This is a genomic window from Collinsella aerofaciens (genome assembly GCF_040910265.1).
Lineage (GTDB): Bacteria > Actinomycetota > Coriobacteriia > Coriobacteriales > Coriobacteriaceae > Collinsella > Collinsella aerofaciens_BK.
Map to the genome: position 1 here is coordinate 117,390 of NZ_JBDGAW010000003.1, position 16,667 is coordinate 134,056.

Genomic DNA, 16,667 nt, shown 5'->3' on the forward strand with positions numbered 1-16,667 from the left:
CTCACCGGCAACCCCTATTCCATTTGCGATTTCGCTGCAGCGGCAAGCTGGGCCACATAGTCCTTAAACACGCGGCCGCGCTCCTCATAGCCCGAGAACTCATCGAACGAAGAGCAGGCAGGAGAAAGTAAGATCACGTCGCCACGGCTAGACAGCGAACGGGCAACGTCCACGGCATCGCGTAGGTCATCCGCCTGGGCGATATCCACATCGCCATCGACATCGGCCTCGTCCATAGCGGCGGTGAAGCGCTCGCGCGCATCGCCAAAGCAGACGACCGAGCGCACGTTATCCATAACAACGCGCGCGAAGTCCGTGAGCGGCGTGCCCTTATCGTGGCCGCCGAGCAGCAAGATCACGTCGTCATCGGGAAATGCCGTCAGTGCCTTCTCGACCGCGTCGGTGTTGGTCGCCTTGGAATCGTTGACGTAGCGCACACCGTCAATCTCGCCGCACGGCTCCACGCGATGCTCGAGCGGCTGGAACGAGGCCAGACCGCGGCGGACACCATCGACATCGGCACCGACGGCCAGAGCAGCCGTGGCGGCACATAAGGCATTGATGACATTGTGGTGGCCCGAGATCTTGAGCTCGGACGTGGCGACAAGCTGAGTCTCGACGCCCTTCAGGCGCACGACCATTTTGCCGTCGCGCACAAAGGCGGCGTCTGCACCCTCGGGCTCGTCAAAAGCGACCTTGCAGATGCGGCGACCCGGCGTATAGATGTACTCATCGAACTCGTGAATGCCGGCGTCTTCGACGTCGACAACCACCAGATCGTCATCGACCATATTGTCAAACAGCTTGATCTTGGCAAGCGCATAGTTCTTATGGCTCTTATGCCAGCCCAAGTGGTCGGGAGTGATGTTGAGCAGCACTGCCACGCGAGGGTGGAGCTCGGTGGTCGTAGCAATCTGATAGCTCGAGAGCTCAGCCACAAACCACTCGTTGTGGGCTCGGCCGTCAATCTCGTTGACCGGCGGCTCGCCGATGTTGCCGACAGCTACGCTGGCCTCGCCGGCAGCCTTGAGCAGATAATCAGTCAGCGACGTGGTGGTCGTCTTACCGTTGGTGCCCGTGATGGCAATCCAGTTATCGGGCGACAGGCGATAGGCAAACTCTGGCTCACCCATAATCTGAGCGGCATGTTCGCGCCCGGCCTTAAAGAAGCCCGAGAACTCCGAGATGCCCGGGCACGTCACGCATACGTCATAGGCGCCCTCGACCTGTTCGGTCCCATAGACAAACGACGCACCAGCAGCCTCGAGCGCACGCGTGGCGTCATTGGGCTCAGAGGTGCCGCCGCCATACACGGTAACGGCGCTTACGCGCTCTGGATGTGCCAGCGCCCAGCGGGCGACATCGAGGCCGGATTTGCCCTGACCCAAAACGAGCAGGCTAAAGACATCAGCAAGAGGCATGAAAGACCACTATCCCAACTGGAAGAACAGAGCAAGGCCAACGGCACCAAATGCCGCAGCGATAATCCAAAAACGGATGACGACCTTGGTCTCGGCCCAACCCTTCTTTTCGAAATGATGATGGATGGGCGCCATAAGGAAGACGCGCTTGTGCGTAAAGTGGAAGTAGACAACCTGAATCATGACCGACAGGGTCTCAACGATAAACAGGCCGCCGATGATGAGGGAGACGACCTCGGTGTTAGTCATGATGGACGTACAGGCAAACGCGGCGCCCAGAGCAAGCGAGCCGGTATCACCCATAAAGATGCTCGCCGGATAGCAGTTGAACCACAGAAAGCCCAAGCAGGCACCGGCACACGCGGTGCAGAAGATGGACAGGTTCACGTCTCCGTGCAAAAACGCCATGGCAGCCATGGCGAGCATGGCGATCATGGAGGTGCCGCCAGCAAGACCGTCAAGGCCATCGGTCAGGTTCACGGCATTAGAAAGACCGGCAATCATCAGCCAGCAAAAGACAATATAGAGCCACGGGAACGAATAGCCGCAGATGGTGGTCGAAAGCACGCCAAGGTCGATCGTCAACCCACCGGGAAAACGAATCTCGGGGGCGACACCGCACCAGTTGACGGCAAGTACCGTAAAGGTGACACAGATAATGGTTAGGCCGATCATCTTGGCATGGGGCGTCAGACCGAGCGAGCGCCCATGCGTAACGGAGGTCAGGTCGTCGATCAGGCCCAGCACGCCGGTCGCCAGCGTGGCGAGCAGCACGAGTACGAGCTCGGTGGTGAGCTTGCCCATCAGCAGGCAGGTCAGCGAGATCGCGACGAGGATGACAACGCCACCCATGGTGGGCGTTCCCTGCTTAACCAAATGACGCTTGGGGCCGTCGGCACGAACCTGCTGGCCGATACCCTCGACCTTGAGCAGCTTGATCCACCACGGCATGAGCAGCAGCGCAATGGCTGCGGCGATGCCAAGCCCCAAAAAAGCCTGATACGTTGGATACGAGGGATTGCCGAACATGGGCTAGCACACACCTTCCACAAAGCGGTCGAGCTCAACAAAGCGGGAACCCTTGACCAGTACAACATCATGTTTTTCAAGCGCGCCGCCCATGCGGTCGAGCACCTGCTGATAATCGGAGAACACCTGGATGCGGTCCTCGTCCATGCCCATCATGCGCGCGGCATCGGCCATAAGCTGGGCCAGCTCACCACCCACGCACGCCAGCATGTCGAGCTTCTTGGCGGCGGCATAGGCGCCCACGAGCTCATGCATGCGAGGAGCCTCATCGCCCATCTCGCCCATCTCGCCCAGGATCGCCATGCGAGACCCCGTGCACGAAAGCGAGCACAGCAGATCGAGGCCGGCTGCCATCGATTCGGCGCTGGCGTTATAGGAATCGTCGATGATGCGTGCACCGCTCTTGGCGCGCTTGATCTCCTGGCGGTGCCCGGTGATCGTGAGGCCCCTAAAGGCAGCATCGATCTGCTCGGGCGTCACGCCCAGGCGATAGGCAACCGCGGCGGCCTTAACGGCATTAGGAACGGACTGCACGCCGGGGATGGCAAGCATGGTATCGATTGTCTCGCCCTGACCAAAATCGAGCGTAAAGACCGGACGGCCCTCGTCATCAACGCGAACGTCGCGGGCGCGGACCTCATCATCGTCAGAGACACCGGCCAGCATCACGTCGATACCAGCAGGCTGGGCGAACGTATCGCGAATGAACGGCGTAAAATCGTCCTCGCCGCCCAAAACCAGCAGCGGCAAATAGTCGCCGGCGGCGCACATGCCCTGGACAATCTCGGCTTTAGCGCGGGCGATGTTCTCGCGGCTGCCCAAAATGCCGATATGAGAGGTGCCGATCTTGCTCACGATGGCAAGGTTGGGATTGGCGGACTGGGACAGGCGCTCGATCTCGTGGAAATGGTTCATGCCCATCTCGAGCACCAGGACCTCGGTATCGGCCGGAGCGGAAAGCACCGTGAGCGGCATGCCGATCAGGTTATTGAAATTGCCCTTGGTGGCCCAGACACGATAGCGCTTGGCGAGCACAGCGGCGAGAACGTCCTTGGTCGTCGTCTTGCCGATGGAACCGGTAATGCCAACGACCAGGCAGCCAAGCTCCAGGCGATACACGTGCGCCAAACGCAGCAGAAACTCCTCGGGATCATCGGTCAGCAAGATGGCACAGCCCTTGTCCTGCGCCAGCGAGACCAGCTCGGCCTCGGGCTCACGCGTCATCACGACGGCGCCGGCACCCGACTGGACGGCACGGGAAGCAAAATCATTGCCGTCGACGTTTTCACCGGGAAAGGCGACGAAAATCGTCCCTTCCTCGACCTGGCGCGAGTCGATAACGCACCCGCGGCATACCCGATCGACTTCTCCCGTCACGGTTCGGGCCCCTGTTGCGGCCGCGAGGTTGTTGACGGCGATCTCTATCATTGCAGCTCCCCTGTAAACCTAAATAATGCTATCGGCGTATTGTATCCCAGCGCCGCGCATGCGTGGTGCAGGGCATGTGAACACCCCTCATATGGGACAACAAACCACGCCCCAAAGATTGTAACCCCCTACTTCGTGTGCGGGATACCCAGCACGTCGAGCGCGTTGGCCATAATGGACTGGAACGGCACCGCAGCGGCATCTGAGCCGCTCGGCGTTCCGTCGAGCGTGATATAGCACAGCACCTTGGGCGATTGTGCCGGTGCAAAGCCCATAAAGGACGACATGTAGTTCTCCTTGAGGTAGCCGCCGTTCTCGTCGGCACGTTCGGCCGTACCGGTCTTACCCGCCACGTCATAGCCGTCAACCGCGCCGCCAACGCCCGTTCCCTCCGACACGACCGTCTGCATGCACGATGTCACCTGGGATGCGGCGTCCTCCGAAATCGCGCGCTCGCCTTCGCCCCAGTCCTTCTCGTCGCCTTTGCTGGACTTATAGAAGTGCGGGGTCATCATCACGCCGCCGTTGGCGATGCCGCCCACGGCACGTGCGATCTCAATCGGCGAGACAGACAGCGCCTGTCCAAAGCTCATCGAGCCCAGCGTGGCGCCGTCATACTGGTCACGCTCCTTGACGATGCCCAGACTCTCGCCCGGAAAATCGACACCCGAGCTGTGACCGATGCCCCACTTGTCCACATAGGCGGCAAAGTCGTCGGCACCGATCTTGCGCCCCACCAGGACAAATCCCACGTTGGACGAACGGCGCATCATCTCGCGCACATCCATGGTCATGGCGTAGTCGCGCTTGTCGGCATCGGTGACGGTATCGTCGCCCACCTTGATGCTCGCCGGCACCTCAAACGACGTACTCGACCGCACGACGCCCAAGTCGAAGCCGGCGCCCGCCACGAGCGTCTTAAAGACCGAGCCGGGCTCGTAGGCGTCGGTGACCAGGCGCAGGTTCATATCCTCGGTCTTGGCGTTTTCCAAATTGGTCTGGTCGTAGGTCGGATACGAGCAGGCTGCCAAGATCTCGCCTGTCGTAGGATCGGTGACCAGCGCCGAGCCGTTCTTGGCCTTTGTCTTCTCGACAGCCTCTGCCAGGGCATCCTCGGCCGCACGCTGGATATTGACGTCGAGCGTCGTCACGATATCAACGCCGTCGACCGCAGCCACCTTTTTATAGGCACCGCCCGCGATATAGCTGCCGTCCCTCGCGCGCTCGCGTACGAGAGAACCGTTCGTGCCGGTCAGAAGCTTGTTGTATTGCTTTTCGAGACCCGTCAAGCCGTCGTTGTCTACATTCACTACACCCAGCACCTGCGATGCCAGATTGCCGTATGGATATACGCGCTTCATGGCCTGCTCAAAAAGCACGCCGGGCAGGTTCTTCTTCTCCAGCGCCGCAGCGTCGTCTTCGTCCACCTGGCGCTTGATATACACCCAGGTTCCATCGGACTCAACGAGCTTGCGGCAGGTCTTTTTATCGATTCCAGTTGCCTTGACCAGCGCCGACACCGTCTTGTCAACATCCTCGACAAGCTGGGGGTTCACGGCGATGTTGCGACATTCGACCGACGACGCCAGCACGTTACCGTTGCGGTCGTAGATGGTGCCACGTTTGGCATAGAGGGTCTGCGCAAGCAGGCGGCGCGCATCGGCACGCTCGCGCAGTTTATCGGCTTCGACAATTTGATAGTCGGCAAGGCGAAAGACGCCCAAGCCCAAGCCAAGCCCAATGAAGCCCATGACGGCTTTGCGGCGAGGCAGAGGCGTGCCCGTGAGCCATTCGGTCGACGAACTCTTGCGCGACCTGGTGTTATGCACTTGAGGGCCGCCCGAGCCGCGAAGTCGCGACGCCAGGTCGTTGCCACGGGACTGCCCGGCGTTGTAAGATTGCCGACCCGTTCCTTGATAACCAGAACGTCCCCGCGACGAGGGACGTCCAGAACCGCGGCCCCCATCGGAACCGCGGCGATAGTCATTTGTCATACTCAGCTACCGTCTTGCTACTGAGCGGTCGCGGTCGCGTTGGCGCCCGCGGCTGCATCCTGCGAAAAGTCAAGTGTAACGCTCTCGCTGGGCTCCACCATGCCATAAGCGCCCGCAAGGTCGCGAATACGCGTGTCGGCGCCATAGACCGAATGCATGACCTCCAGGTCGGAGCTCTCATCGGTCGCCTTTTCGAGCGTGTTGGTAAGCTCGGCGTTGCTGTTGAGCACCTGGGCCGTAACGCCGGCGAGCGCCACGCGGGCGACGCCGATCGTCATGAAGATGGCCGCAATGATGCAAAACGTTTTAAGAACGCTCATGAAAACCGGGCTTACCGCCTGGTTTGCCTGACGGCCCGCGCCCGTGTAGACATCAAAGCGCGGCGTGCGCTGCTCACGGGGAGCAACGGGGGCCTGCGGCGTCTCACGATAGGCGGGCATGGCGTTCATATCATAGGCGAGTGCTGCGCTTGAAGTGTTGTAGCCCATGATATGCCGCCTCCCATCCCGAGTACGTTGGTAGTGTGTTTAAGCTTCGTTTATGGTGCGAGCGGGAGGTCCAATATCGCGCGGTCGTGCCTACAGACGCTGCGCCACGCGGATTTTGGCTGATCTCGCCCGAGGGTTGCGCTCAACCTCATCAGGCTGGGCAACCAAGGGTTTGCGGGTGATGACCTTGAGTATCGGCACGTTGCCGCACACGCACACCGGAATCTCCGGCGGACACGTGCACCCCTGGCTCATCTCCTTAAAGTGGTTCTTTACGATACGGTCCTCGAGCGAGTGATACGAGATGACGCAGATACGTCCGCCCGGGTTGAGCCACCTGGTGGCGGCATCAAGCCCTCGTTCGAGCACATCGAGCTCGTGATTGACCTCGATGCGAATGGCCTGGAAACTTTTCTTGGCCGGGTGTCCGCCATGCCGACGAGCGGCAGCCGGGATACCCGCCTTGATGATCTCGACAAATTGGCCGGTGGTTTCGATCGGTTCTTGCTCGCGGCGGCGCACGATCTCGCGCGCGATCTGCGAGGCGAACTTCTCTTCGCCGTAGACGCGTAGAATCCGGGCGAGGTCGTGTTCGTTATAGGTGTTGATGACCTCAGCTGCGTTTAAGGTGTTATTACCCGGATCCATCCGCATGTCCAATGGGGCGTCCTCGTTATACGAAAAGCCCCTGCCAGGGATATCGAGTTGCGGCGACGAAACGCCCAAATCGAACAGGAAGCCATCGACCCCGGGCACCTCGGCCGAGCAAAGCAGCTCGTCCAAGTCGCCGAAGTTGCCCTTCAGCAGCTGGTGCGGAACGCCGGGAACCTCGCGGTCCAGACGGGCGCCAGCGGCCTCGAGGGCCATGTCGTCCTGGTCGACGCCGAGCAAAAGGCCCGTCTCCCCCACCTGCGCGGCCATCTTTACCGAATGGCCGGCACCGCCAAGGGTGCAATCGCAGACAACGGAGCCGCTCTTTAGCCGCAGCGACTCAAGCACTTCGCCGAGCATGACAGGTTCATGCCGATATTCTTGTGTCAAGATCCCACGCTCCATCCGTTACCCGTGCCTTGCCCTTACGAGAAGAAGAGGTCCAGCAGGGCCTCATCGTCATCGTCCTCATCGGCCGCGGCGCGATCCCAAACCTCAAGGTGGTCGTAGTTGCCCACAACCGTGACCTCGCGGTCGAGGTTCGCCTGCTTGCGGAGAGACTCGGAAAGACCGATACGACCGGCGCTGTCCACGTCCATCGACGTGGTGCGCTTGTTGATCGCCCTCATGAGCTTCTGGTCATTAATGTCACGCGGGTTAAAACCCTCGTGGCCCTCACGACCCGCGAAGAGTCCTTCGACCCACTTATCGAAGGCCTCGGCAGAGAACACGTACAGAGCATCGACATCCAGGGCTTTGAACACGCGAACGTGCTCTCCAAGCTCCTCGCGAAGGGGTGCAGGCAGGGACAGACGACCTTTTGCATCGAGATTGCGCTCGTATGCACCAGTCATTCCCATGTGCGCCCTCCCCTCGGTTACTCAGATGGCACGTACGCGGGGAACCACCCCGCCTGTCGACGTCATTAATAATATGGGGAACCGCCCCATTTTTCAACACCTTTCCCCACCCCTTCCCCCACCCCGCCCCACCACTCCACCCACCATATATTGCAAAACACCCCCCAATCATATGTTCGAAAACACAATATGTTGTGTTTACAGCAACGGCGGGATGCCACCTGTGGCACCCCGCCTTTCAACCTCAACCTTCAAGTTGACCTTGAGGCGATTTTTGCGTCCCTTTACATGCCGTTCACATCGCCCCCAAACTCCCCCACCCAAGGCACATGCGGCCCACCACCGCGACGACAAGTGGCAAAAAATGGAACGGGCCCCAGATTGCCCATGCGCGCGCAAAAGCACGCCGCGGCAATCTGGGGCCCGTCCCCAAATACCTATAGATATGCAGGCCAGCGATGTGTCAACGATGTGCCAGCGGGTGCGCCGCCAGATAGACCTCGGTCAGTTGCGTACGATCGACATGCGTGTAGACCTGCGTGGTCGATATATCGGCATGTCCCAAGATCTCCTGTAGCACACGGAGGTCTGCACCGCCCGCAAGCATATGGGTGGCAAAGGAGTGACGCAGCGTATGGGGATGGAGTCCCACCAGCCCCACCTGGCGCCCGTAGCGCTCACAGATGGCATGGATGCCCTGGCGCGACAGACGGCGGCCGTTCTTATTTAAAAAGACCGCCGAGGTCTCGGTTCCGTGGGCATGGGCCGCCAAGCGAGAACGTCCCTCAGTTAAATAGAGCGTCAGAGCTCGCGCCGCGCTTCCCACCAGCGGGGACAGGCGTTCCTTTGAGCCCTTACCGCGAACGAGCACAAAGCCATCGTCGATATGGATATCGCCCACATCGAGCCCCACCAACTCGCTCACACGCAAGCCGCATCCGTAGAGCACTTCCAAGATGGCATGGTCGCGCAAGCCCATCTCGCCCTCGGGGAAGTCTTGATCGAGCAGCGCCGAGACATCCTCCACCGATAGATACTCCGGCAAACGCTCAGCCTTTTTAGGCAGGCGCAACGCCGCCGTTGGATTTTGGGCCACAATCCCATCGCGCACCAAAAAGGCATGCAGGCCCTTCACGGCCGCAAGCGCACGCTCCACCGAGGCATCGGAATAGCCCCCATCGCGACGGTCGGCGACAAAGCCCTCCACGACCCGACGAGTCACCTCATCAAAAGACATGATGCCCGCTCGCTCCAGATAGGCGCAGTACGTCGTCAGGTCACGACGATAGGCCGCAATCGTGTTGCGCGCCAAACCCCGCTCGACCGCGAGGTAATCGAGATACTCCCCCGCCGCCACGGCGAGCGACGAGGGAGTAGCTTCGGTATGTTCTTTGTTCGCCGGCACCCTTAGTCCGTAGCGAGGTTCATGGGCGTCACCTGTAGGCGATCGACACCCTCGTGCTGACCGATCGAGGCACGCACGAACTCTCGGAACAGCGGCTGCGGGTTGGTCGGACGGCTCTTGAACTCGGGGTGAGCCTGGGTTGCCACATACCACGGATGCACGTCGCGCGGCAGCTCGACCATCTCGACCAGGCGCTCGTCGGGTGAGAGGCCAGAGATAACCAAGCCGGCGTCCTCGAGCTGGTCGCGGAAGGCGTTGTTAAACTCAAAGCGGTGACGGTGACGCTCGTAGACGAGATCCTCGCCATATGCCTCGCGAGCGAGGGTATCGGCGGCGAGCTTGCACGGATAGGCGCCCAGACGCATGGTGCCGCCCTTCTCGGTCACATCCTCCTGCGAGCTCATCAGATCGATGACGCTAAACGGACCGTCCGGGTCGAACTCGGAGGAGCTGGCGCCGGCAAGGCCGACGACGTTGCGGGCGAACTCGCACACGGCCACCTGCATACCCAGGCAAATGCCCAGATACGGAATCTTGTGCTCGCGGGCAAACTCGGCCGCGAGGATCTTGCCCTCCAGGGCGCGCTTGCCAAAGCCGCCGGGGACCAGGATGCCCGACGCGTCGCCCAGTACCTCATTGACGTTTTCGGCCTCAAGGCTCTCGCCATCGACCAGCTGCACATCGACGTGGCGGTCGTAGAAGACGCCCGCATGGTGCAGGGCCTCGATAACCGACAGGTACGCATCGGGCAGCTGCGTGTACTTGCCAACGACGGCAATCTTCACCTTGTCGGCGTGATGGTTGGCGTGATTCTGTTTGCGCAGGAACTCGTTCCACTCGCTCATGTCGCGCTCACGCGGGTCCAGACCCAGGCGCTCGCAAATGCGAAGGTCAAAGTCCTGCTCGGCAAGCAGCTGCGGAACATCGTAAATGCTCGCGCAGTCCTCGTTGGTAAAGACGCAATCGGTGTCGACGTCGCAGAAGCTTGCGATCTTCCCGCGGATAGCGTCATCGATATGGTGGTCGGAGCGCAACACGATAATATCGGGCTGGATGCCAAAGCTGCGGAGCTCCTTGACGGAATGCTGCGTGGGCTTGGTCTTGACCTCGTGGGCGGCGGCGATATAGGGAACGAGCGACACGTGGATGTAGCAGACGTTCTCGGGGCCGGCCTCCTTGCGGTACTGACGAATGGCCTCGACAAACGGTTGGGACTCGATGTCGCCGATCGTGCCGCCCAGCTCGGTGATGACTACATCGGAGCCGGTCTGCTCCTCGATGCGGCGGAACTTATCCTTAATGGCATTGGTGACGTGAGGAATCACCTGCACGGTACCGCCCAAAAAGTCGCCGCGACGCTCGCGGGCGATTAGGCTTTTGTAGATGGCACCGGTCGTAAAGTTGGAATCGCGGGTCAGGTTCTCATCAATAAAGCGCTCGTAATGACCCAGGTCCAGGTCGGACTCGTAACCATCCTCGGTTACAAAGACCTCACCATGCTGGAACGGGCTCATGGTACCGGGGTCGACGTTCAGATACGGGTCGGCCTTCTGCATCGTTACTTTGTAGCCACGCGACTTGAGCAGACGGCCCAGCGAGGCCGCGGTGATACCCTTGCCCAGGGACGAAACCACGCCACCGGTTACGAACACATGCTTGGTCATATTGAGTTACCTGCGCTTCCCGTAGAAGTTGTTTATCCACATCTTACGGGTCTTCATTGTAATACTCGCGCCGCGGACCGTCCGCAATTTTTCTCGCGTGCGATTGCATTTCTCAATCTTGAAACAAAACGCCGCCCGGTTTCCCAGGCGGCGTCGCTATGGCAAGGGTTACATGCTGCTATCGATCAGCAACCTCGTCCTCAAGCATTTCTTGAACGAGCATGCCGGTACGGACGCCCTCAAGATACCACTCACCACGTTCGGTGAGGCAAATGCCATTTGCAAGCTGACCGCCGTCGTCGCTATAACGCGAGACGACATCAATCATACCTTCGGAATCCAAGCGATCGATTGCGGCGCGGGCACGATACGGCGAAACCCCCACGCGCTCGGCAAGCGTTTTGCGCGAGAAACCATACGGCCCGCCATTGTCTTCGGTTTGCTGGTCGATCTCCATCAACACCAGCACCTCGACACGCTTCATATCGTTAACACTCGCACGACCCTTGCCCGCCATAGCAGCCTCCTCAAACCGAGCACGAGCATCTAACGCGCCGTGCGCGACCGACACACCTCACGATGGCAGGTAATATCCATCATGCGGCATCCCGCTAAGGATGAAACAGTTACGGTTATTGTATACCGCTCAAATTGTTTCTAGGCAGGTAAACAGCTATTTTTCGCCGAAATAGACGCTTTATTGATCAAAAAGCCGTACCGGGCGCTAACCCGATACGGCCAAAATACAATGCAATTACCGCGGTGCTTCAAACTTAGCGATGGAAGAAACCGCGGCGCTCAAACTTGGGCTCGCAGCACACGTTGATACCCAGTTTGCGCAGTACCGTCTCGTCCGTCGGCGAGATAATCACGCTAAAGAAGGCATCGCAACCGCGCAGCTGCTCCAGGCCCGAAAGGACGCGAGCGGCCGTCTCACTCGTGGCCGAGGTGATCGACAGCGCCATAAGCGTCTCGTCGGTGTGGAGGCGCGGGTTTTTGCTGCCCAGGAAATGCGTCTTGAGCTTGCTGATGGGCTCGATCGCCTCATCGCTAATGACCTCGAGCTCAAGGTCGACGCCCGAGACATGCTTGAGGGCGTTCATAATGAGCGAACTTGCGGCGCCCAGGCGCGTGGAGGTCTTACCAGTCACCACGGAGCCATCGGGCATGACCATGGCGCCCACGGGACCACCCGTCAGCTGCTCCCTGGTGAGGGCCGCCGAGCGCGCCGGTGAGTAGTTCTTATCGATGCCGGCTTTCTTCATAATAATCTTGAGACGGTCGACTTGCTCATCGCCCACGCCGGTACGGCGCACATTTTCGACCGCGGTAAAGTAGCGGCGGACGATCTCCATCTTGGAAGCGTCGCGGCAGGCATCGTCATCGGTGATGGCAAAGCCGACCATATTGACGCCCATGTCCGTAGGGCTCTGGTAGGGGCTCTTGCCCAGGATCTTTTCCATCAGGGCACGGACTACCGGGAAGGCCTCGACGTCGCGGTTGTAGTTGACCGTGGTCTTGTTGTAGGCCTCAAGGTGGAACGAATCGATGATGTTGGCGTCATCGAGGTCTGCCGTGGCGGCCTCGTAGGCAATATTGACCGGATGCGTAAGGGGCAGATTCCAAACCGGGAAGGTCTCGAATTTGGCATAGCCGGCGGCCGTGCCATGCTTGTGCTCGTGATAGAGCTGAGACAGGCAGGTGGCAAGCTTGCCCGAGCCAGGACCGGGGGCAGTGACCACAACGAGCGGTCGGGTGGTCTCGACAAACTCGTTCTTGCCATAGCCATCGTCGGACACGATCAGATCGACATCGTGCGGATACCCCTCGATGGGATAGTGCAGCTTGGCGGGAATACCGAGCGCGTTCAGGCGGTTGCGGAACACATCGGCAGCGGGCTGGCCGGCGTACTGGGTGATGACCACAGCCGCGACGGCAAAGCCGTTGCCGCGGAACAGGTCGACCAGGCGCAAAACGTCCTCGTCATAGGTAATGCCCAGGTCACCGCGAGCCTTGTTCTTCTCGATGTGGTTCGCGTTAATGGCGATGATGACCTCGACGTCGTCGGCTATGCTCTTGAGCATGCGAAACTTGCTGTCCGGCTCAAAACCCGGCAGCACGCGGCTCGCATGATAGTCATCGAACAGCTTGCCACCAAACTCCAAATAGAGCTTGCCACCAAACTGCGAGATGCGCTCCTTAATGTGAGCAGCCTGCAGCTCGATATATTTCGCGTTGTCGAAACCCTGGCGCATATATGGCTCCCGTCCCGTTTCCATTTAATGTCTTAGGCGATTATAACGGAGCCCGCCCTCCCCGATAACCAGACCATCAACAGGCACCAACCAAACACGCGCTCGATAAGTTGCGGTGGAATAGTTCCCGCTTAGTCCCTCAGGACACACAAACAGGAGCTATTCCACCGCAACTTCCCCTTTTTGGTACAAGCTAACCTGACCCCTTTGCATCAATGATGGAAACATCGCAGGTGGAGCATAAGTCAGCGAGCGCCCGCCAGAGCGAGCAAGGTGACGTGAAAGAGGAGGGCATAGGCCTTTTGGCCATGCCCGACGATTGAACGTCAGATTGCCGCTCTGGCGGGCGCGCAGCGTCGACCGGTTCCGCGGTTTGGTAAAACCGCGCAACATAAGAGCGCCCCCTCCCGCGCACGGAACGGAAGGGGGCTAAAGGTAGGAGTCTACCGGTGGGTTTACCCCACCGGACAGACGATGACCAGGTGATCCTTTACAGGATCGTCAAGGTTTCCGTGGGGTACCCGTTGGGTACTTAGAGCAGCACGCAGGCGACGGTCAGGATTACGGCGCAGACGACGGAGAGAGCGACGATGAGCTTAAGGGCAAACTTGAGCCAGGTCGTCCACTCGATCTTGGCCAGGGCGAGACCGCCCATGATGGCGCCGGAGGTCGGGGTGAACAGGTTCACGACACCGATGGCGGCGGAGAAGACCATGACCATGACCTCGGGCGAGAAGCCGAGCTTAACAGCCAGCGGTCCCATGATGGGCATGGAGACGGTAGCCATACCGGAGGTCGAGGGGATCAGGAAGGACAGGCCGAAGTAGACCAGGAAGCTCATGGGAGCGAAGATCACGCCGGACAGGCCAGCCAGAGCATTGGCGGCAGCGTCGAGGACGTAGACGTCGAGGCCGGTGTTAGCCATGAGGACGGAGATACCACGAGCAAGGGCGATGACGAGAACAACGGACATCATGTCGGCAGCGCCGGTGATGAAGGTGTTGACGATCTGCTTCTCGGACAGGCCACCGATGATACCGATCAGGACGGCCATGAGGAAGAACCAGGTGGAAGCCTCGTCGAAGTACCACTGACCAATGGGCAGGCCGGTGATCAGGGCAGACCAGCCCTGGACGACGGTGTTACCGTCGGCGTCGTAGACAGCGCCGGCGTCGAAGAAGTTGGCGACGCCCTCGTTAAGGTCGGCCAGCGGAATGAAGCCGACGATCATGACGACGAAGGTGAAGGCGAAGGCGATCAGAACACCCTTCTGACGACCGGTGAGCTTGACCTCCTTGTGGACCTCGGAAGCAGCCTTGCCGTGAGCCTCTTCGGCGTCCTTGAGCTCCTGCATCGACAGGATGGTGGAACCCTTGTCGGCCTTGACCTTCTTGGCGTAGCTCATCACGAAGACGATGGACATGGCGGTGGTAACAATCCACAGGACGGCACCGAGGCCGATGATGATGGACTGATTCACGGCAATGTCAACGCCGGTCAGAGCGTCGACGGCAGCGCCGACGGCGAACGGGTTAACCGTGGAGCCCAGGCAGCCGCAGCCAGCGCCGAGCAGGACGGTAGCGGCGCCGACCATGGGGTCGAAGCCAGCGGCCATCATGGTAGCAGCGAGCAGGGCGTAGAAGGGAACGGTCTCCTCGCACATACCATAGGTGGTACCACCGAGGGAGAAAATGAGCATCAGCACGGGAATGAGCATGATCTCATTGCCCTTAAGCTTCTGCACCAGAACGGCAATGCCGTTGTCCAGGGCGCCGGTCTCGGTCATCATGCCGAGGAAGCCGCCGAGGATCATAACGAAGAGACAGACGGGCAGAGCGTCAGCGAAGCCCAGAATCGGGGCGGTGCAGAAATCGCTCAGACGGGCGGCAGTAACCGCGCCGCCGGACGTGCCGGAGACGATAACGGTAATCACTGCAACAATTGCCAGCAGAGCAAGAAGAATGGTGAACGATGAAGGCATACCGCGCTTTTTCTTAGCGGTCTCAGTCATAGTTCTCATCCCCCCTTCATAAATCATTTACTGATCTCGCCCGAAGCGGCTCTTCCGTGCCGTGCCTGCCGCTTGATGCGAGATTTTTACCAGATAAAACCGCTCGGGGTGTGCAGCAATACACCCCGAGCGAGATGCTAGATGCTCTTACTTGAGCGTGGCGTACATGACAGCCTTAATGGTGTGCATGCGGTTCTCGGCCTCGTCGAAGACCTTGGAAGCGGGGCTCTCGAAGACCTCGTCGGTGACCTCCTGCTCGGTGATGCCGAACTGCTCGCACTTCTCGGCGCCAATGGTGGTGTTGGTGTCGTGGAAGCTGGGCAGGCAGTGCAGGAAGATGGCACCCGGGTTGGCCATAGCCATGACCTCGGAGGTGACACGATACGGGGTGAGCTGAGCGATGCGCTCGGCCCAGACCTCGTCGGGCTCGCCCATGGAGACCCACACGTCGGTGTAGATAACGTCGGCACCGGCGACGCCGTCCTTGACGTCGGTGGTCAGCTTGATGGTGCAGCCGTTGGCCTCAGCGATGGGCTTGCAGGCCTCGATGACGTCATCGGCGGGCATGCACTCCTCGGGGCCGCAGGCCACGAAGTTCATGCCGAGCTTGGAGCAGACGACCATGAGGGAGCGAGCAACGTTGTTCTTGCAGTCGCCCATGAAGACGAGGGTCTTGCCCTTGATGTCGTAGTTGAAGTTCTCCTGGACGGTCAGGATGTCGGCGAGCATCTGGGTGGGATGCCACTCAGTGGTCAGGCCGTTCCACACGGGCACGCCGGACTTAGCAGCGAGCTCCTCGACGTCGTCCTGGGCAAAGCCACGGAACTCGATGCCATCATACATGCGGCCGAGAACGCGGGCGGTATCCTCGATGGACTCCTTCTTGCCCATCTGCGACGAACCCGGATCGAGGTAGGTGACGCCCATGCCCAGATCCATGCCGCCGACCTCGAAGGCGCAGCGGGTACGGGTGGAAGTCTTCTGGAAGAGCAGGACGATGTTCTTGCCCTCGAGATAGCGGTGCGGAACGCCAGCGCGCTTCATGTCCTTGAAGTTCTTGGAGAGCTTGAGCAGATATTCGATCTCCTCGGTGGTGAGGTCGAGGAGCTTGAGGAAGCTACGGCCGGAGAGGTTAACACCCATGGTTCGTTTCCTTTCGAAAAAATGAATTACTAAAAAAGTAGTAGTGGTGCCCGTTTGACGGGCGAAACCGGTGCGGTTGTAGGGGGACCGCACCGGAACGTTAAAGACTTAGAGGTCCTCGCGCCAGAAGGGCATGCTCATGCAGCGCGGGCCGCCGCGGCCGCGGGAGAGCTCGGCGGAGGGCACGACGAGAAGGTCCAGGCCCTCCTTGTACAGCACGTCGTTGGTGACGGTGTTGCGGGCGTAGACGCAGATCTTGCCGGGCTCGACGCACAGGGTGTTGGAGCCGTCGTTCCACTGCTCGCGGGAGGCCGCGAT

The 16,667-nt window shown here is 60.1% G+C and carries 14 protein-coding genes; all 14 read right to left on the reverse strand.

What is annotated here, in order from left to right; genetic code table 11:
* Window positions 1–14 precede the first annotated feature (14 nt).
* Window positions 15–1,421 (reverse strand): UDP-N-acetylmuramoyl-L-alanine--D-glutamate ligase, encoded by a 1,407-nt coding sequence (gene murD / locus AB5Z14_RS02830; protein ID WP_089571580.1) that lies wholly within the window; start codon window positions 1,419–1,421, stop codon window positions 15–17.
* Between the two features lie 9 nt (window positions 1,422–1,430).
* The gene (gene mraY / locus AB5Z14_RS02835; protein ID WP_089571579.1) at window positions 1,431–2,450 is read right to left on the reverse strand and encodes a phospho-N-acetylmuramoyl-pentapeptide-transferase; all 1,020 of its coding nucleotides are present in this window, start codon (window positions 2,448–2,450) and stop codon (window positions 1,431–1,433) included.
* Between the two features lie 3 nt (window positions 2,451–2,453).
* Entirely contained in the window at window positions 2,454–3,878 is a 1,425-nt protein-coding gene (locus tag AB5Z14_RS02840; RefSeq protein ID WP_368130188.1) for a UDP-N-acetylmuramoyl-tripeptide--D-alanyl-D-alanine ligase, read from the reverse strand.
* Window positions 3,879–4,006: 128 nt separating this feature from the next.
* Window positions 4,007–5,707: a peptidoglycan D,D-transpeptidase FtsI family protein gene (locus AB5Z14_RS02845; protein WP_332068160.1), complete on the reverse strand. Its 1,701-nt coding sequence runs from the start codon at window positions 5,705–5,707 to the stop codon at window positions 4,007–4,009.
* A gap of 182 nt (window positions 5,708–5,889) precedes the next feature.
* The gene (locus AB5Z14_RS02850; RefSeq protein ID WP_022094483.1) at window positions 5,890–6,360 is read right to left on the reverse strand and encodes a hypothetical protein; all 471 of its coding nucleotides are present in this window, start codon (window positions 6,358–6,360) and stop codon (window positions 5,890–5,892) included.
* 90 nt (window positions 6,361–6,450) lie between these two features.
* A complete protein-coding gene (gene rsmH, locus AB5Z14_RS02855) occupies window positions 6,451–7,416 on the reverse strand; it encodes a 16S rRNA (cytosine(1402)-N(4))-methyltransferase RsmH (protein WP_006234266.1) in 966 nt (321 codons plus the stop codon).
* A 20-nt stretch (window positions 7,417–7,436) separates the two neighbouring features.
* Complete coding sequence (locus AB5Z14_RS02860; protein WP_006234269.1) at window positions 7,437–7,871, reverse strand: division/cell wall cluster transcriptional repressor MraZ; 435 nt, start codon at window positions 7,869–7,871, stop codon at window positions 7,437–7,439.
* Between the two features lie 463 nt (window positions 7,872–8,334).
* Complete coding sequence (xerD, locus tag AB5Z14_RS02865; protein ID WP_368130190.1) at window positions 8,335–9,276, reverse strand: site-specific tyrosine recombinase XerD; 942 nt, start codon at window positions 9,274–9,276, stop codon at window positions 8,335–8,337.
* 2 nt (window positions 9,277–9,278) lie between these two features.
* Window positions 9,279–10,940 (reverse strand): CTP synthase, encoded by a 1,662-nt coding sequence (gene pyrG / locus AB5Z14_RS02870; protein WP_368130191.1) that lies wholly within the window; start codon window positions 10,938–10,940, stop codon window positions 9,279–9,281.
* Between the two features lie 178 nt (window positions 10,941–11,118).
* Window positions 11,119–11,457, reverse strand: a complete 339-nt coding sequence (locus AB5Z14_RS02875; RefSeq protein WP_040358312.1) for a helix-turn-helix domain-containing protein — start codon at window positions 11,455–11,457, stop codon at window positions 11,119–11,121.
* Window positions 11,458–11,713: 256 nt separating this feature from the next.
* Complete coding sequence (locus AB5Z14_RS02880) at window positions 11,714–13,195, reverse strand: DUF1846 domain-containing protein (RefSeq protein ID WP_006234276.1); 1,482 nt, start codon at window positions 13,193–13,195, stop codon at window positions 11,714–11,716.
* A 532-nt stretch (window positions 13,196–13,727) separates the two neighbouring features.
* Window positions 13,728–15,215, reverse strand: a complete 1,488-nt coding sequence (locus AB5Z14_RS02885; RefSeq protein ID WP_438265646.1) for a YfcC family protein — start codon at window positions 15,213–15,215, stop codon at window positions 13,728–13,730.
* Between the two features lie 138 nt (window positions 15,216–15,353).
* A complete protein-coding gene (argF, locus tag AB5Z14_RS02890) occupies window positions 15,354–16,349 on the reverse strand; it encodes an ornithine carbamoyltransferase (RefSeq protein ID WP_368130193.1) in 996 nt (331 codons plus the stop codon).
* A gap of 108 nt (window positions 16,350–16,457) precedes the next feature.
* Window positions 16,458–16,667 (reverse strand): arginine deiminase family protein (locus tag AB5Z14_RS02895; RefSeq protein WP_271743653.1); only part of this gene is annotated, 210 nt, incomplete at its 5' end.